At 59.9% G+C, this 16,561-nt stretch carries 16 protein-coding genes and 4 tRNA genes; 6 read left to right on the forward strand and 14 right to left on the reverse strand.

The annotated features are described in order from the left end of the window. From J5M72_RS15255 to J5M72_RS15280, 6 genes are all read right to left on the reverse strand, one after another. Positions 1-1,687 (reverse strand): DUF6531 domain-containing protein (locus J5M72_RS15255; protein WP_243433351.1); only part of this gene is annotated, 1,687 nt, incomplete at its 3' end. A 225-nt stretch (positions 1,688-1,912) separates the two neighbouring features. Then, positions 1,913-2,320, reverse strand: a complete 408-nt coding sequence (locus J5M72_RS15260) for an SEL1-like repeat protein (protein WP_169429494.1) — start codon at positions 2,318-2,320, stop codon at positions 1,913-1,915. Beyond that, positions 2,321-2,692 carry a hypothetical protein gene (locus J5M72_RS15265; RefSeq protein ID WP_003223109.1) on the reverse strand — a complete coding sequence of 124 codons (372 nt, stop codon included), beginning with the start codon at positions 2,690-2,692 and terminating at the stop codon, positions 2,321-2,323. Continuing rightward, positions 2,689-3,030: a helix-turn-helix transcriptional regulator gene (locus tag J5M72_RS15270; protein ID WP_007950435.1), complete on the reverse strand. Its 342-nt coding sequence runs from the start codon at positions 3,028-3,030 to the stop codon at positions 2,689-2,691. The genes J5M72_RS15265 and J5M72_RS15270 overlap by 4 nt, the downstream gene beginning before the upstream one ends. A gap of 114 nt (positions 3,031-3,144) precedes the next feature. Beyond that, positions 3,145-3,600, reverse strand: a complete 456-nt coding sequence (locus J5M72_RS15275; RefSeq protein WP_065260414.1) for a YkvA family protein — start codon at positions 3,598-3,600, stop codon at positions 3,145-3,147. Between the two features lie 292 nt (positions 3,601-3,892). After that, the gene (locus J5M72_RS15280) at positions 3,893-4,609 is read right to left on the reverse strand and encodes an FKBP-type peptidyl-prolyl cis-trans isomerase (protein WP_169429493.1); all 717 of its coding nucleotides are present in this window, start codon (positions 4,607-4,609) and stop codon (positions 3,893-3,895) included. 270 nt (positions 4,610-4,879) lie between these two features. Between J5M72_RS15280 and J5M72_RS15285 the strand changes: the two genes are divergently transcribed. Together J5M72_RS15285 and J5M72_RS15290 are read left to right on the forward strand one after the other, a co-directional pair. Then, on the forward strand, positions 4,880-6,688 hold the full coding sequence (locus J5M72_RS15285) for a di-heme-cytochrome C peroxidase (protein WP_207866220.1): 1,809 nt from the start codon (positions 4,880-4,882) through the stop codon (positions 6,686-6,688). Between the two features lie 26 nt (positions 6,689-6,714). Beyond that, entirely contained in the window at positions 6,715-7,851 is a 1,137-nt protein-coding gene (locus tag J5M72_RS15290) for a catalase family protein (RefSeq protein WP_207866222.1), read from the forward strand. Positions 7,852-7,996: 145 nt separating this feature from the next. Here the strand turns inward: J5M72_RS15290 and J5M72_RS15295 are convergent. From J5M72_RS15295 to J5M72_RS15310, 4 genes are all read right to left on the reverse strand, one after another. Further along, positions 7,997-8,073 (reverse strand) — tRNA-Asp (locus J5M72_RS15295). Between the two features lie 19 nt (positions 8,074-8,092). Further along, positions 8,093-8,168: transfer RNA gene (locus tag J5M72_RS15300), tRNA-Val, on the reverse strand. Positions 8,169-8,359: 191 nt separating this feature from the next. Next, positions 8,360-8,436, reverse strand: a tRNA-Asp gene (locus J5M72_RS15305). Positions 8,437-8,456: 20 nt separating this feature from the next. Then, positions 8,457-8,532 (reverse strand) — tRNA-Val (locus J5M72_RS15310). 159 nt (positions 8,533-8,691) lie between these two features. On the opposite strand from J5M72_RS15310, the gene rdgC reads away from it, so the two are divergent. The 3 genes from rdgC (at position 8,692) to sugE (ending at position 11,085) form a co-directional block, all read left to right on the forward strand. After that, positions 8,692-9,612 (forward strand): recombination-associated protein RdgC, encoded by a 921-nt coding sequence (gene rdgC, locus J5M72_RS15315; protein WP_169429491.1) that lies wholly within the window; start codon positions 8,692-8,694, stop codon positions 9,610-9,612. Between the two features lie 74 nt (positions 9,613-9,686). After that, the gene (locus J5M72_RS15320) at positions 9,687-10,652 is read left to right on the forward strand and encodes a bile acid:sodium symporter family protein (protein WP_207866224.1); all 966 of its coding nucleotides are present in this window, start codon (positions 9,687-9,689) and stop codon (positions 10,650-10,652) included. Between the two features lie 118 nt (positions 10,653-10,770). Beyond that, a complete protein-coding gene (gene sugE / locus J5M72_RS15325; protein ID WP_039769847.1) occupies positions 10,771-11,085 on the forward strand; it encodes a quaternary ammonium compound efflux SMR transporter SugE in 315 nt (104 codons plus the stop codon). A gap of 42 nt (positions 11,086-11,127) precedes the next feature. On the opposite strand, the gene J5M72_RS15330 is transcribed toward sugE, so the two are convergent. The 4 genes from J5M72_RS15330 to J5M72_RS15345 all read right to left on the reverse strand — a co-directional run bounded on the left by J5M72_RS15330 (position 11,128) and on the right by J5M72_RS15345 (position 15,921). Beyond that, a complete protein-coding gene (locus J5M72_RS15330) occupies positions 11,128-13,002 on the reverse strand; it encodes an MFS transporter (RefSeq protein WP_207866226.1) in 1,875 nt (624 codons plus the stop codon). 110 nt (positions 13,003-13,112) lie between these two features. Next, positions 13,113-14,264: a TDT family transporter gene (locus J5M72_RS15335; protein WP_169429488.1), complete on the reverse strand. Its 1,152-nt coding sequence runs from the start codon at positions 14,262-14,264 to the stop codon at positions 13,113-13,115. Positions 14,265-14,369: 105 nt separating this feature from the next. Continuing rightward, complete coding sequence (locus tag J5M72_RS15340; protein ID WP_207866229.1) at positions 14,370-14,681, reverse strand: cupin; 312 nt, start codon at positions 14,679-14,681, stop codon at positions 14,370-14,372. Between the two features lie 52 nt (positions 14,682-14,733). Further along, positions 14,734-15,921 (reverse strand): MFS transporter, encoded by a 1,188-nt coding sequence (locus J5M72_RS15345; protein ID WP_085655481.1) that lies wholly within the window; start codon positions 15,919-15,921, stop codon positions 14,734-14,736. 91 nt (positions 15,922-16,012) lie between these two features. On the opposite strand from J5M72_RS15345, the gene J5M72_RS15350 reads away from it, so the two are divergent. Continuing rightward, entirely contained in the window at positions 16,013-16,555 is a 543-nt protein-coding gene (locus tag J5M72_RS15350) for a TetR/AcrR family transcriptional regulator (protein ID WP_207866231.1), read from the forward strand. The last annotated feature ends 6 nt before the right edge of the window (positions 16,556-16,561 follow it).

Below are 16,561 nucleotides of genomic sequence, written 5' to 3' on the forward strand. Positions count from 1 at the left end.
CGACCAGATGCGCCCGCTCGTAACGCAGCAGCAGCGAACGACCGGCCCCGTTATCCAGGCGCTGAATCCGGTCGGAATGATCCCGATGCACCGTCAGACGATTCGCATAGGCATCGCTGACAGCGGTGAGACGTCCAGCCCGAAAGTGATAAAACCGCGCCGCGTCCCCCGCCAGCGCGACGATCAGTTCCTCCGGCTCGTCCCCGAGAAAAATCGCCGCCCGCGACAAACTGTTGTGAATCGCCGGCCGCTCGACGCTCGGCAATGGAAACCGCGTGCGCCGGTTCTCATGGTCAACCCAGACCACCGAAGCACCCTCGACCTCCAGCCGATGCGCCAGCGAATGACTCCAGCCAAACCCCAGCCCGACATCGATCTCGGCTGCACTGGTGCGATACAAGCGGCTGAACTCGAACGGCAACAGCCCGTCGAGCACGCCGTCTGTCAGCGTCAGCAATTCCTCACCGGTGACCATCGACACCGGACAGCCGTTGGTGCAGGTCCGCGGCGCACAATCGGCGCTGGCGCCGTTGGGGTTTTTAGCCTGCTCCGGCGTGTCGTCGTGGGGCTCGTCTTTTTTCAGGGAGGCATTGCGCCGAGCATCCCAGCGCAATTGCATGCGCCCCTTTTTCACCCCGGCGGCGATGCCCCGTGCGGCGACGGATTTGTACTGGTTCACATAGCCGATGAAGGTGCTGACGATGCCGAACATCGCCTTCATCAGACGTGTCACAGCCGACAGCAACTGAGCGCCACGATCCACCAGACGCAAGGTCAGATACGCAATCCCCGCCCCGGCGCCGACAAAGGTCAGCACAACACCGATCAACACATCGATCAGCAGTTGCACCACCACCATCGAAACCGCCTCGGCGGTTTTCCCGGCAATTTCATTAGGTGGCAGCATCTCCAGCCAGAGGCTGGCAGTACGCAGCAACAGGCACAGCGCCGCCTCGTCACTGACGAGCAGTTGGAGCTGCTCCATCTTTTCGGGCATCGATACCGCGAACTCGGCCAACGCTGTCGCGCTGTCTCCCAGACGACCACCAAACTCGAGAGGATCCTTGAGAATCTCCGACAGCAACCCGATGCTGTCCCACGCCCCCTCGATCGCCGCCCAGCTCCCGGCCAGCATGCCGTTGCCCGCCGCCGTCGCCACCGACTGCGACCACTGCGGCTTGAAGCCCTGCCACTCGCTGCGCAGCCAGCTATCCAGCTGTCGGGTCAGACCATCGTAGGACTCGAACAGCGCATCAACCTGCTTCTCGCTGGCCTCGCCGTGCACCACTACCCGGTAGAACTTGCCTGCCTCACCGGTAAACAAACCCTTGCCCTGAGCATCGAGCGTGACGGACTTGACCTGGCCGCCATCCACCGCCACGACATCAACAACGATGTCGCCCAACGGAATGTCGTACACCGACTCGAACTTGCTCTCGATCTCCATTCGCCCGGTTGCCGGGCATTGCACGACAGCCGAAGAGAAACGCTTGTCGTCAATCGCGACCGCCGTGCTGTGCTCGCCGAAACGGATGATCCGCTCCATCCCCATCAGCGACGGCAGATCAGCCGCATGACTGACGCCGTCTGCCGAGCGGCTGAACCAGTGCCTGAGCTGGTCACGATAGAGATCGAGGGTGCGGGGAAAGCTGTCGAGTTCTTGCTCGATGCGGGTGACGGCATCCATCAGCGCATTCCCATGCGCATGGCGAAACGAAAAACCGGGTCGAGCATGTGCGTTCCCTCGCGCAAAAATCAGGCGAAGGACTTTGCGGGGGATCAATCAGAAAAGAAGTCAGGCGAGTAGGCGAGGGATGTAGGAGAAGTCTGTAACTGATCTTTATCGAACAGCTGACGCAAGAACGGGGCGGGAGGTTTCCCTCACGCCCCGTTCACGGAACACCGGATTTGTTTATCGAGAAGCGTCCCGGCCGACCAGTTCTTTCAACTTGAGCTCGGCCAGCGGATGCCCGGCCTGCGCGGCCATGGTCCACCAACGAGCGGCCTCCGAAGGATCTGGCGCTTTGCTCGGCGTACCTGCAAGACTGATGACACCTACTTGATACGCCGCCTTGCCATCACCGGCCAGCGCCGCCAGTCGCAACAACCGCACACCTTCTTCACGCGCACCCAGGCCCACGCCGCGAAACGTCAGGATGTGCCCGTAAAAACTTTGCGCGCCGACATCGCCCAGGTTGGCCATGCGCGCAAACTGCCCTTCGAGCCAGCGCCAGCCTCGGGGCTGACGGACAAACCAAGACCAGTGAAAGAGCCTGCGGGCGAGCCAGTAACTGACCCGCGCCTTGAGTCGTAAAAACACTCAGGCCTCCGCCGATTCCGGGTATTCGTACTCAAAGACCCGCACCACTTCCGAGGCATGCCATGAAGCAGCGGCAACACCATCGGACGGCCCGGAAAAGCGCCCAAGACGCTCGACACATTCAAAGAAACCGGTGCGTGGCAGGCGACTGGCGCCCTGGCTGATCACCAGCGAACTGCGCAACGGTTGTTCTGCTTTCGCGTCCAGAGCGGCGAGATGCTCCAGTGCAGCGGTCAGTGTCTGCATCGCCGGCGTGGGCAATTGCAGACGCTCGAGCAAGGCTCGATAGGTCAGAAGATGGCGCTGCCTGCGCGCCTGGTCCAGCTCCCCCAGCAATCCGTCCCAATGTTGACGACTGATGCGTACGCTCACGATTGTTCCCTCCACCCTGGCACCGTCAACTCCCAGGCCAGGCTGCGGCGAATTGCAGCGTCGGGCAGACGCTCTCCGCTTTCGATCATGGCCAGGTAAGACGGGCTGATGCCTACCGTGCGGGCGAGCGCCTCGATGGCGATGCCCTTCCCTTCGCGCAAACTGCGTAACTGATCCAGACCTGGAAGAATCGGGTCCGGTGTGGCCGCAAGCGGCGCTGGAGCCGGTTGCGACGGTGCTTCGTTAATGCCTGCTGCTTTCAGTAGAGCCTGATACTGAGCCCATGGCAGAACCGCATACTCGGGCTCGCCATCGCGTGCAATTATCTGAATATCCATGACTACCCCGTAGGACAACAACACTTAGCGAGTCGGCACTTTTCCCTAGAAGTGTAATCCTAACAGCGGCCAAGGTCGTGGGGGGTATCTATCTGTATAAGAGGCTGTCGCGATTCAGGACTTTTTCGGCCCCTGAAGCTGAAGTTGTTCGGGCGTATCGGGCAGACGCTCGACAACCCTGAGCTTTTCCGGTGCCTGCCGTTGGCGCCACAAACGGAATGCACTGAGTTCGTCGTCGAGGGTTTTCATTAGCCAGGCAAGGACGGCAATGTCATCGAGCATGCCGAAAACGGGAATGAAATCCGGGATCGCATCCACCGGACTGAGGAAGTACATCAGGCCCGCAACGACCGAAACGATGGCCTTGGGACTGATCGCGCGATACTCACCCCGCCAGTACGCCAAGCACAGTGCTTGAAGCAGACGCAGGTCATCCTTCAACTTGCCCAGACGATTGCCTTGAGCGGCGCCTTTGCTGGCCACGGCAAACAACAGCGTCGGCAAACGGCCACGGGCCAGGAGTCGTCCGGCCAATGGCAGGAATCGGGCGAAATTCCACGGAGCTTTCATCTATTTCTCCCGTTGAAATGTTATCCACACAAATTGTGGATAACCTTGTGAACAGAGCTGCATTTCAACGCTGAGAGCCCCGTTTCATAAGGGCTGCGCTCAGATCGGGCGTTTTTTACTCACATAAAAAACCCCAATATTTCATTGACTTGGCGGCTCAGGGCGTCTAGCGGGTAGCCACAAAGTCTAGGACTGTCATGACGCCTGTCGGTTCGCTCTGTTTACGCCGGGCGTCGACCAGATGCAACAACGCCCCGCATTAGCGAGGCGTTGTTATCGAAACCGAGGCCAATTACTTGGCTGCGGCGTCTTCCTTGGCTGGATCCTTGATACCCAGCAGTTCCAGGTCGAAGACCAGAACCGAGTTGGCCGGGATCGCCGGGCTTGGCGATTGTGCGCCGTAAGCCAGATCGCTAGGGATGTACAGCTTGTACTTCTCGCCAACGTGCATCAGTTGCAGGCCTTCGACCCAACCCGGGATCACACCGCTGACCGGCAGATCGATCGGGCTGCCGCGCTCGACGGAGCTGTCGAATACGGTGCCGTTGGTCAGCTTGCCGGTGTAGTGAACGGTCACGACATCGGTAGGCTTAGGCTGTGGGCCGTCGGCTTTCTTGATCACTTCGTACTGCAGACCGGAAGCGGTGGTGGTCACGCCGGCCTTCTTGCCGTTTTCTTCGAGGAATTTCTTGCCGGCGGCTGCCGACTCTTCGCTCATCTTGGCCATACGCTCTTCGGCGCGCTTTTGCAGCGCAGCGAAAGCTTCGACCAGTTCTTCATCTTTCAGCTTCTGTTCTTTCTTGCCGACGGCATCTTCGATGCCCTGGGCTACCGCTTTGGAGTCCAGATCATCCATGCCTTCCTGAGCAAGGCTCTTGCCCATGTTCAGGCCGATGCCGTAGGAAGCTTTTTGCGCCGGGGTTTTCAGCTCCACGCTGGTCTGCGAATCACAACCCGCGAGTACCAGGCTAACCAGGGCTACCGCCGCCGCCAACCGATGCTGTTTCATGCTATTTCCTTGTTCATGCGCCGAAAGGGCAATCGAGTAAAGCCGCGAGCTTATCAGGCCGCCACGACCAATGGCTACCGGCATGAGAGCAGGAATCTTCCGATAAGTTCAGGGATTAAAAAGCATTTGAGCAAAGGCAGGGTGAAGCTTCTGTCATCTTGCCCTGACAGTGACCGACGCCCCTTCCCACAACACTTGGCGTAATGGCCACTTGCCGCACAGCACTCGGCTGAGGCATAACAGCGCAACAACTCGACAAGGATGTTCATCTTGCGCCTCTTATTCCGTGTGCTGACGCTGATCGTGGTACTGCTGGGACTGGTCCTGGCGGTGGTTCTCTACTATGTCGCCAATCCGAGATTGCCCTTCCCAGCGCCTGCAAAACAGGTGCATTACCTGAACCAGTGGACCGACGAAGAGCGCCAGACCTACTATTTCACGCCGCAAGGCACTCAGGTAAAAGGCCTGCGTTATGAGTGGTTCCAGGCACTGGAGCTGCCGTTTTCGCCGCAACGTTTCGCCTCGCCGGAATACCTTGCACGCTTCGGTTTTCTGGTCGATCCGCAGCAGAAAGCCACGCCAAGTAACCCGGGGAATCTCCCGGTGGGATTCACCCGGCATCAAAATCCCGGCAGCGCCGAGCAATATCTGGACATCACCTGCGCGGCCTGCCACACCGGTGAACTGCATCTCAACGGTCAGGCCCTGCGCATCGACGGCGGCTCGGCTCAGCATGTGCTGCCTTCCAGCGTTCCTACATTGCGTGGCGGCAGTTTCGGACAGGCATTGGTCGCCAGTCTGGCCTCCACTTACTACAACCCTTGGAAATTCGAACGATTCGCCCGCACCGTTCTCGGCGAAGAATACGACGCGCGCCACGAGCAACTGCGCAAAGACTTCAAAGGATCGCTGAACACCTTCCTCAAAGTGGCATGGAACGACACTCACCGCGGCCTCTATCCCACCGAGGAAGGCCCGGGACGCACCGATGCATTCGGTCGCATCGCCAATGCGACCTTCGGCGACGCGATTTCCCCGATCAATTACCGCGTGGCCAACGCTCCCGTGGATTACCCGCAACTGTGGGACATGTGGACGTTCGACTGGGTGCAGTGGAACGGCTCGGCGCAACAGCCGATGGCACGCAATATCGGCGAGGCACTGGGGGTTGGCGCGACCCTGAATTTCTTCGATGCCAATGGCCAGCCGCTGCAGGGCGATGAACGTTATGCATCGAGCGTGCGCGTGCGCGATCTGCACAAGATCGAAGAAACCCTGCAAAAACTTCAGCCACCCGAATGGCCGGAAGAACTGTTTGGAAAGGTCGACAAACCACTGGCAGCCAAGGGACGCGCCCTGTTTGCCGAAAACTGTGCTGGCTGCCACGTCCCACGGGCGACGCAAGAAGGCGAACGCTGGGTCAAGCATCTGCCCATGTTGCCCGTCGACGTCATCGGCACCGATCCGAACGCGGCCAACAACATCGCCAACCACCGTTTCGACCTGACAGCCCTGCAATGGAATCCGGCAGAACTTGAGCAGATGGACGTGAAACTGCATCCCGCGCCCAAGGAGCCGCTGGACCTCAGCCAGTTATCCGTGGCCAAGGGCTTGGCTTACGTGACGGCATTCGTTGAAAACCGCGCTTATCGTGAAGCGGGCGTCACAGCGGAGGAAAAACCAAAACTCGACGGTTTCGGTCTGCCCATCGGCGTACGCGAGAAAGTCGCCTATAAGGCTCGCCCGCTCGCTGGCGTGTGGGCCACCCCACCCTTCCTGCACAACGGCTCGGTGCCGAGCCTGTATCAACTGCTGTCGCCGCAAGATGAACGCTCCACGACTTTCTATAAAGGCACTCTGGAATACGACCCTCGGCATCTGGGCTACCGCACCGAAGCCTTTACCAACGCGTTCCTGTTCGACACCCGCATTACCGGCAACCACAACAGCGGGCACGAATTCCGCGCCGGCGAGCGCGGTAACGGGGTTATCGGGCGGCTGTTACAGCCGGAGGAGCGCTGGGCGCTGCTGGAATATTTGAAAGTGCTGGGCGGACCGCTGGAGGCGCAACTGCCATGATCTTCAATTCGTTCAAAAAGCCATCGATGCTGTCACGTTTTTGGTTGTGGCTGGGACGGTTGCTGGGCAAAACCCTGCTGCTTTTGCTGGTGATCGGCCTGATCGGCTGGGCTTTGGCAACCGCCTGGTTCGCCTGGCAGCACCGGGGGCCGGTATCGGCACTGGAGCAGATTCCGGACGGAGAAGCAGCGATGACGCAAGACGTGATCCAGACTGCCGTGCGAATTGTCGATCAGCATCGGGAAAGCACGCGTTTTCTGCGCGACGCCCATGCCAAGGCCCACGGTTGCGTGAATGCCGACGTGCAAGTGCTGCCGGATCTGACTCAGGACCTGCGCCGAGGTGTTTTCAGCGAGCCGGGCAAGATATGGCAGGCAACGATGCGCCTGTCCAACGGCAACGCCTACCCGCAGTTCGACAGCATCCGCGATGCCCGGGGCATGGCAATCAAACTGCTCGATGTGTCCGGCAAACAGTTGCTGGGCGACCGTCAGGGCCTGCACGAGCAGGATTTCGTGATGTTCAGTCACCCGAACTTCTTTGTCAGCGATGTCGCCGAGTATCGTCAGAATGTGGCGGCGCAGGCTGACGGCAAGAAGGTCATGGCGTTTTTTCCAGGCTGGGACCCGAGAACCTGGCAGGTCAGGCATTTGTTCATTGCGCTGGCAACGCTTTCTCCGCCGCCAGAGAGCCCGACACGTACGACCTACTTTTCGGTTTCGCCCTACAAGTTCGGCGAGGCCAATGCGAAGTTTCGGGTGATGCCGGATCCGGACAACTGCCCGGCCTACACACTGCCGAAGCAAAACCAGGATCTGCCGAACTTTTTGCGCAGTGCGCTGAATCAACAACTGTCCACGGATCGGGTGCCTGCGTGTTTTGTGTTGCAGATCCAGCGCCAGGACGCCAATCGGTTCATGCCGATCGAAGACACCAGCATCGAATGGCGCGAACAGGACAGTCCATTCCAGACCGTAGCCAAAATCACCCTGCCCCCGCAGGACTTCGATACCCCGGCCTTGAACCTGCAATGCGACAACCTGTCGTTCAATCCCTGGTTCGGCATCGAAGCCCATCGCCCGATTGGCGGGATCAACCGCTTGCGCAAGGCGGTGTATGAAGCGGTGAGTGATTACCGGCACAGTCGCAACTCGGCGCAATAGCAGCGCCAGAAACGAAAAAAGCGACCGTCAAAGGTCGCTTTCTGGTGGTCAGGCCCGGCAAAAGCCAAATCCCGGACAGCAAAAAGCCCGCACTGGGCGGGCTTTCTGTGATGACCTGGCGTTCAGTGTTCCAGGTTATCGAATATGGCGCAGCGGACGGGACTCGAACCCGCGACCCCCGGCGTGACAGGCCGGTATTCTAACCGACTGAACTACCGCTGCGCGAAACGCTTGAAACGAATGGTGGGTGATGACGGGATCGAACCGCCGACATTCTGCTTGTAAGGCAGACGCTCTCCCAGCTGAGCTAATCACCCTTCGCTTCGTTACGGGGCGCATTATGCCACAGATTTTCGTAATGTGTTGATTTAATTGAAGTTTTTTTTCAAATAAATCCGAAAACCGGTGAAACGACACATCCCGCATGTACAACTCGAGGCAGAAAAAAACCCGCCTTGGCGGGTTTTTCCGTGGTGACCTGGCGTTCAGTGTTCCAGATTACCGAATATGGCGCAGCGGACGGGACTCGAACCCGCGACCCCCGGCGTGACAGGCCGGTATTCTAACCGACTGAACTACCGCTGCGCTAAACACTTGGAAACGAATGGTGGGTGATGACGGGATCGAACCGCCGACATTCTGCTTGTAAGGCAGACGCTCTCCCAGCTGAGCTAATCACCCTTCGCTTCGGTGTGGCGCGCATTCTACGGAGCGACCCAACCTCTGGCAAGCACTTTTTTAATTAATTTTCTTAGCCCTTCCAAAGGCTTAGAGAAGGGTTGGCCTATGACCCGGCGAAGACAATAATGCCCCCCTTTGTATAAAGGAGAGACTCACCCCATGTGGTTCAAAAACCTGCTTATCTATCGCCTGACCCAAGACCTGCCTGTCGATGCCGAGGCGCTGGAAACTGCACTGGCCACCAAACTGGCGCGTCCATGTGCAAGCCAGGAGTTGACCACCTACGGTTTCGTCGCGCCGTTCGGCAAAGGCGAAGATGCGCCACTGGTGCATGTCAGCGGTGACTTCCTGCTGATCGCCGCCCGTAAAGAAGAACGCATTCTGCCGGGCAGCGTCGTACGCGATGCCGTAAAGGAAAAGGTCGAAGAGATCGAAGCCGAGCAGATGCGCAAGGTCTATAAGAAGGAACGCGATCAGATCAAGGATGAAATCATCCAGGCGTTCCTGCCGCGCGCCTTCATCCGCCGCTCGTCGACCTTCGCCGCCATCGCGCCGAAACAGGGCCTGATCCTGGTCAACTCGGCCAGCCCGAAACGCGCCGAAGACCTGCTCTCCACCCTGCGTGAAGTGATCGGCACCTTGCCGGTTCGCCCGCTGACCGTGAAAACCGCACCGACTGCCGTAATGACCGAATGGGTCACCACCCAGCAGGCCGCTCCGGACTTCTTCGTCCTGGACGAGTGCGAACTGCGTGACACCCACGAAGACGGCGGCATCGTGCGTTGCAAGCGTCAGGACCTGACAAGCGAAGAAATCCAGCTGCACCTGAGCACCGGCAAGGTTGTGACTCAACTGTCGCTGGCCTGGCAGGACAAACTGTCGTTCATGCTCGACGACAAGATGACCGTCAAACGCCTGAAATTCGAAGACCTGTTGCAGGATCAGGCGGAACAGGACGGCGGCGACGAAGCCCTCGGTCAACTGGACGCCAGCTTCACCCTGATGATGCTGACGTTCGGCGACTTCCTGCCGGCGCTGGTTGAAGCACTGGGCGGCGAAGAGACTCCGCAGGGGATCTAAGCCTCTGCGCAGTCTTTGAGTTATCTTCAAACGCCACCGCTTCGGTGGCGTTTTCACATAATAAGGAACAGGCCATGCGCGCACTGGCTGCACTGAGTCGTTTTGTCGGCAATACCTTCGCTTACTGGGTTCTGATTTTCGCGGTGATCGCTTTCCTGCAACCGGCCTGGTTCCTCGGCCTCAAAGGCGCGATCGTGCCGTTGCTCGGGCTGGTGATGTTCGGCATGGGCCTGACCCTCAAACTCGACGACTTCGCCGCCGTCGCGCGTCATCCTTGGCGCGTGGCGCTGGGCGTGGTTGCACATTTCGTGATCATGCCGGGGATGGCATGGCTGCTTTGCCAGGTTTTTCACCTGCCACCGGAAATCGCCGTCGGGGTGATTCTGGTCGGTTGCTGCCCGAGCGGCACTTCATCGAACGTCATGACCTGGCTGGCCCGTGGCGACCTGGCGCTGTCGGTGGCCATCGCCGCCGTCACCACCCTCCTCGCCCCGCTGCTGACACCGGCGCTGATCTGGCTGCTGGCCTCGGCGTGGTTGCCGGTCTCGTTCATGGAGTTGTTCTGGTCGATCCTGCAAGTAGTGCTGCTGCCGATCGTCCTCGGCGTGGTCGCGCAACGTTTGCTTGGGGACAAAGTACGCCACGCGGTGGACGTACTGCCGCTGGTGTCGGTGATCAGCATCGTGATCATCGTTGCCGCCGTGGTTGCCGCCAGCCAGGCGAAAATCGCCGAATCCGGCCTGCTGATCATGGCCGTGGTGATGTTGCACAACAGCTTCGGCTATTTGCTGGGTTACTTCACCGGACGCCTGTTCGGCCTGCCGCTGCCGCAGCGCAAATCCCTGGCACTGGAAGTCGGCATGCAGAACTCGGGGTTGGGTGCTGCGCTGGCCAGTGCGCACTTCTCGCCGCTGGCGGCGGTGCCGAGCGCGTTGTTCAGTGTGTGGCACAACATTTCCGGGGCGCTGCTTTCGACGTACTTCCGACGGATGAGCGAAAAAGAAGACCGTGAAACGTTGGCGCAACAGGCGGCCGACTGATCCCGTATCAAGGCGCGGCGCACATTTTTAGGTAGTATGTGCGCCACGCAGGGACGACCCTGCGGCTCAATCGAGTTTTCAATCTGGGGACGGCCCCGTCAATCGATGGAGGTCTTTCATGTCCTGGATCATTCTGTTTTTTGCCGGCCTGTTCGAAGTCGGCTGGGCCGTCGGCCTCAAATACACCGATGGCTTCACCCGTCCGCTTCCGACCGTTCTCACCGTTGCCGCCATGGCAGTCAGCTTGGGCTTGCTGGGCCTGGCAATGAAGGAATTGCCGCTGGGCACGGCTTACGCGATCTGGACGGGCGTCGGTGCCGTGGGCACGGTGATTGCCGGGATCATTCTGTTCGGTGAGTCGATGGCATTGATTCGGCTGGCCAGCGTCGCGCTGATCGTCACCGGGTTGATCGGGCTCAAGGTCAGCGCCTGAGCCGTTGCCGCCATCCGTCAAGGATGGCGGCTTTATAAGCAACTACCTGACAGTCCCGCGCAACGCCCCGACCAGCGCCTGCAACTCGGCAGGCTGCGCCGCTTCAACCGCCACCGGCGACCCCGCCACCAGCGTCACCCGCGACCATAACCGGCGAAACAACCCCTTATCGGGATCGCGGCTGAAGAAACTCCCCCACAACCCCTGCAACGCCAGCGGAATCACCGGCACCGGCGTCTCTTCGAGAATCCGCGTCAGCCCGCCCTTGAATTCGTTGATCTCGCCATCAGCGGTCAACTTGCCTTCCGGAAAGATGCACACAAGCTCCCCTTCCTTCAGATACTGGGCAATCAGGGTGAAGGCCTTTTCGTAGATTTGGATGTCTTCCTGGCGTCCGGCGATAGGAATGGTCCCCGCCGTACGGAAGATAAAATTCAGTACCGGCAGGTTGTAGATCTTGTAGTACATGACAAAGCGAATCGGCCGACGTACCGCGCCGCCGATCAGCAAGGCATCAACGAACGACACGTGGTTGCACACCAGCAACGCCGCGCCCTCATCGGGAATCGCCTCAAGGTTGCGATGCTCGACGCGGTACATGGAATGGCTGAGCAGCCAGATCATGAAACGCATGCTGAACTCGGGGACGATCTTGAAGATGTAGGCGTTGACGCCGATGTTGAGCAGCGACACCACCAGGAACAGCTGTGGAATCGACAGTTTGACCACGCTCAACAACACGATGGTGACAATCGCCGAAATCACCATGAACAGCGCGTTAAGAATGTTGTTGGCAGCAATCACCCGCGCCCGCTCGTTCTCGGCGGTGCGCGACTGGATCAATGCGTACAGCGGCACGATGTAGAAACCGCCGAAGATCCCGAGGCCCAGCACATCGATCAGCACCGCCCAGGCATGGCCGAAACTCAGCACTTCAGTCCAGCTATGGCCGAGCGCGCTCTCCGGAATTCCACCGGAATGCCACCACAGCAACAGCCCGAAAACGGTCAGACCGAACGAGCCAAACGGCACCAGGCCGATCTCGACTTTGCGCCCGGAAAGCTTTTCGCACAGCATCGAACCCAGCGCGATACCGACCGAAAACACCGTCAGAATCAGGGTGACCACGGTTTCGTCGCCATGCATCCATTCCTTGGCGTAAGCCGGGATCTGTGTCAGATAAATCGCCCCGACGAACCAGAACCACGAGTTGCCGACAATCGAGCGTGACACCGCCGGCGTCTGGCCTAACCCGAGCTTCAGCGTGGCCCAGGACTGGCTGAAAATGTTCCAGTTCAGGCGCATTTCCGGCGAAGCGGCCGCCGCCCGGGGAATGCTGCGGCTGGCGAGGTAACCGAGTACGGCGATGCCGACAATCGCGGTCGACACCAGCGGCGCATACTGCGACGAAGACATGATGACCCCGGCGCCAATGGTCCCGGCCAGGATCGCCAGGAACGTGCCCATTTCCACCAGTCCGTTGCCACCGACCAATTCGTCTTCCCGCAAAGCCTGCGGCAGGATCGAATATTTCACCGGCCCGAACAGCGCCGAGTGGGTGCCCATGGCGAACAGTGCCACCAGCATCAGCGACAGGTGATCGAACAGGAAGCCGACGGATCCCACCGCCATGATGGCGATTTCTGCCAGTTTGATCAGACGGATCAACGCATCCTTGGCGAATTTTTCCCCGAACTGCCCGGCCAACGCCGAAAACAGGAAGAACGGCAGAATAAACAGCAGCGCACACAGGTTGACCCAGATCGAGCGGTCACCTTCGATAGTCAGCCGGTAGAGAATGGCGAGGATCAGCGACTGCTTGAACACGTTGTCGTTGAACGCGCCCAGCGACTGGGTGATGAAGAACGGCAGGAAGCGCCGGGTGCGCAGCAGGTTGAACTGTGAGGGGTGACTCATCTTCCGTGTGACCCTGTTGTTTTTGGAAAGAGAAGGTAGCGAGTGGCCTGGCTACGCTTATAAGAATCTCGAACCGCGATCCAGGCCACACATTACCTAATCTTTGCAGGTTATTTCTTCAAACCTGCAATGCACGGTGAAACAAACAGCTCGCCGCGCCATGCACCTTGCAGCGTGCGTTTACCGACGATCAGCCACATCACCGCCAGCAACGTCACCAGTACACAACCGGCCACACTGAAGAACGTCAGGTGCAACGTGCTGCCCAGTTTCAGGGTTGCCAGCGAATACACGCCCAACGGGAAGGTGAATCCCCACCAGCCGAGGTTGAACGGGATGCCGTCACGCAGGTAGCGCACGGTGATCAGCAGCGCCATCAGCATCCACCACAAACCGAAGCCCCACAGCGTGATCCCGGCGACCAGCCCCAGGCCGGAAGCGATTTCGCCGATGCCTGGCAGACCATTGGCCGCGAAGATCGCCGGGGCGTCGCCGCCCAGCAGCAACATGCCCAGAGCGCCGGTGCCGATCGGCCCCAGGGCCAGCCAGCTCGAAGCGGCCATGTTTTCGTGGGGCAATTTGTGCAGCGCCATGCGCAGCAGCAGGATGGTCAGAATGCTGAACGCTACCGGCAAGGAAAAAGCCCAGAGCACGTAGCTGGTCGTCAGCACTACCAGTTGCGAGTGCGCGTCGGCCAGGTGCGGCGCCAGCAGTCCACCGCTGGCCGCCGCCACTTCTGCGGCCACCACCGGCAGCAGCCAGACGGCGGTCATCTGATCGATGCTGTGCTCCTGACGGGTAAACATCATGTAGGGAATCAGCACACCGCAGGCCAGCGACATCGCAACGTCCAGCCACCACAGCACTTCGGCCAGATGAATGACGGCCTCTCCCCAGCGCGGCAGACCAAACAACAGAAAGCCGTTGATGATGGTCGCCAGGCCCATGGGAATGGTGCCGAAGAACATCGAAACCGTGGAATGTCCGAAGATCCGCCGCGCTTCGTCGAAGAACAGAATCCAGCGGGCGGCGTAGGCAGCGGTAAACAGCACGAACAACAGAATGTTGAACAGCCACAGCCCTTCGGCCACGGCGTGCAGACCGGGAATGGAGACGGGCAATTGCGCCAGCGCCAACGCCAGTACGCCGGTGCCCATGGTGGCGGCGAACCAGTTCGGGGTGAATTGGCGGATCACTTCACGCGGATGCTGAAGCTGGCTGAATGGCTTGATGCCGGGTTTGGCGCTATTGGGGCAAATCATCATGAACTCCTGTCCTCAGGTGAGGTTGAGCTCATGGTAGAACCGAATCGAATATCTATATAACGGGTAATTTCTCTAACTGTTATCTGTTTCGTAGATATGCAATCAGACGCTGCCTTCCGTTTCAATCACCAGAATCCGCGCCGCGCCCTGAGGATGAGCGACATGTTCGGTGCCGATGGACGCGTAGAAAATATCGCCAACGTCGAGCAAGGCCTGCTTTTCTTCGCCTTCTTCGCGATAGTGCATGAGCACTTGACCGTCGAGCACCACGAACACTTCTTCGCCGTCATTGACGTGCCATTTGTAGGGCTGATCGGTCCAGTGCAGACGCGTGGTGATGCCGTTCATGTTGGCGATGTCGAGCGCGCCCCAGGCGCGCTCGGCGGTGAAGGTATTGCTGCGGATAATCTTCATGCGTCGATCCGTGAGAAGAATGGGCTGGCCAAGGCTAACCGAATCCGCAGGCTTATGGCGCGCTGCAGGTCTTTGCCGCTTGCGCGCGGAAACTCATCAGCAGTGCACCCACCGCCAGCACGATCAGCACCGCGCCGTACACATCGGTGGTGGCCAGCAGGCCCACACTGTGGGTGAAGTGCCCGGCCAGCAACGCCGGCAGGCAGAACGCCAGGTAACTCAGTACATAAAACGCCGACATCAAACCAGCACGCTCGTGGGGCAATGCCAGCGGCACCAGGCTGCGCACCGCACCGAGAAAACCGGAGCCAAAGCCACAACCGGCCACCAGCGTGCCGAAGAAGAACAGCGACAGACTGGCGCTGTGCACACCCAACAGAATCAGCACGATACCGGCCGGCAGCAGGCTCGCCCCGAGTTGCAGCGCGCGGGAGGCAGGACGATTGCGCAACGTGAAGATCATCAACGCACCGGTCACGGTCAGCGCCGCCACGGTTGCGCCGCCGATCAGGTTGGAGGTGGAACCGGTGGCCGTGCGCACCAGCGACGGTGCCAGCGAGGCATAAAAACCGCCGAGCGCCCAGGTCGCGGTATTCAGCGGCAACACTCGCCACAGCGTCGAGCGCGCCTGAACCGGCACATGCAGGGTCGGCCGCAACGAGGCCCATGCCCCGGCCTGCGGCGAGACGCTTTCCGGCAGGCGCCAAACATAGATGCCCTGCAACACAAACAGCGCGAGCAGCAACCAATAGGTCAACTGCAACGGCGCCGGGGCGAACTCGGCCAGCAAGCCGCAGCCCATGCCGCCCAATGCCATGCCGAGCAACGGAGCAACGCTGTTGATCAACGGCCCTTGCTGGCGATCAGTGTCCAGCAGCGTCGCGCTCAACACGGCGGTGGCCATCCCGGTGGCGAAACCTTGCAGCACTCGCGCGCCGATCAGCCAGCCCACGCTGTCGGCGTAGATAAACAGCAGCATCGCCAGCGCATTGAGCGTCACGGCAGTGAAGATCACCGGTTTGCGTCCCAGGTGATCCGACAGCGAACCGACCGTCAGCAACGCGGCCAGCAAACTGAGGGCGTAGACGCCGAAGATCAGGGTCAGCACCGCTGCCGAAAAATGCAGCTGATCCTGATACAGGTGATACAACGGCGTCGGCGCAGTGGAAGCGGCGAGAAAACTCAGTAAGGTGATCGCCAGAAACCACAGGCTGGAACGGTTGGAAGCAAGGCTGGTCATGGGCACACTCCGCAAAAGCTAATTTTTTGCTTTTGCGGAGTGTGCTCTCGGCTTGCGCTTAAAGCAAATTCTTTGTGTTAAGGTCTGCCGCATGGCTATTAAAGAAGGTTTACGCCCGGGCGGTCGCAGTGCCCGGGTGCAGGAGTCGATTCACTCGGCAGTCCGCGCGCTTCTGCAAGAACAGGAGCGCTCAACGGTGACCGTCCCGCAAATCGCGGCGCGCGCCGGGGTGACGCCGTCGACGATTTACCGGCGCTGGGGCGATCTGGCCGCCTTGCTGGCCGACGTCGCCCTCGCCCGCATGCGCCCCGACAGCGAGCCGGCGCAAACCGGCAGCTTGCGCAGCGATATCCGTGCCTGGGCTGAACAATATCTCGACGAAATGAGTTCGGAGCCCGGGCGCAACATGATGCGCGACGTGCAGGCGAGTGCGACCCCGGGTTATTGCGTAACGATCATCGGCGAGCAATTGCAGACCATCATTGGACGCCACCCCGAGGAAACGGCGCCGAGCGTGGATCGGCTGATCAATCTGGTGGTGTCCCCGGTGGTGTTCCGCATTCTGTTTTCGGCAGCGCCGCTGGAAGTCGAAGAACTGCACCGTTTGATCGACATCGCGCTCAAACCGGACTGACCACAG

The sequence above is a fragment of the Pseudomonas sp. 58(2021) genome, from assembly GCF_017491585.1.
GTDB lineage: Bacteria > Pseudomonadota > Gammaproteobacteria > Pseudomonadales > Pseudomonadaceae > Aquipseudomonas > Aquipseudomonas fluorescens_BT.

Coding starts and splice junctions, on each gene's coding strand:
- J5M72_RS15335 (WP_169429488.1), bottom strand. CDS start 14,264: ATGATTTGCCCCAATAGCGCCAAACCCGGCATCAAGCCATTCAGCCAG.
- rdgC (WP_169429491.1), top strand. CDS start 8,692: ATGTGGTTCAAAAACCTGCTTATCTATCGCCTGACCCAAGACCTGCCT.
- J5M72_RS15280 (WP_169429493.1), bottom strand. CDS start 4,609: ATGAAACAGCATCGGTTGGCGGCGGCGGTAGCCCTGGTTAGCCTGGTA.
- J5M72_RS15350 (WP_207866231.1), top strand. CDS start 16,013: ATGGCTATTAAAGAAGGTTTACGCCCGGGCGGTCGCAGTGCCCGGGTG.
- J5M72_RS15345 (WP_085655481.1), bottom strand. CDS start 15,921: ATGACCAGCCTTGCTTCCAACCGTTCCAGCCTGTGGTTTCTGGCGATC.
- J5M72_RS15320 (WP_207866224.1), top strand. CDS start 9,687: ATGCGCGCACTGGCTGCACTGAGTCGTTTTGTCGGCAATACCTTCGCT.
- J5M72_RS15290 (WP_207866222.1), top strand. CDS start 6,715: ATGCTGTCACGTTTTTGGTTGTGGCTGGGACGGTTGCTGGGCAAAACC.
- J5M72_RS15275 (WP_065260414.1), bottom strand. CDS start 3,600: ATGAAAGCTCCGTGGAATTTCGCCCGATTCCTGCCATTGGCCGGACGA.
- J5M72_RS15330 (WP_207866226.1), bottom strand. CDS start 13,002: ATGAGTCACCCCTCACAGTTCAACCTGCTGCGCACCCGGCGCTTCCTG.
- J5M72_RS15340 (WP_207866229.1), bottom strand. CDS start 14,681: ATGAAGATTATCCGCAGCAATACCTTCACCGCCGAGCGCGCCTGGGGC.
- J5M72_RS15270 (WP_007950435.1), bottom strand. CDS start 3,030: ATGGATATTCAGATAATTGCACGCGATGGCGAGCCCGAGTATGCGGTT.
- sugE (WP_039769847.1), top strand. CDS start 10,771: ATGTCCTGGATCATTCTGTTTTTTGCCGGCCTGTTCGAAGTCGGCTGG.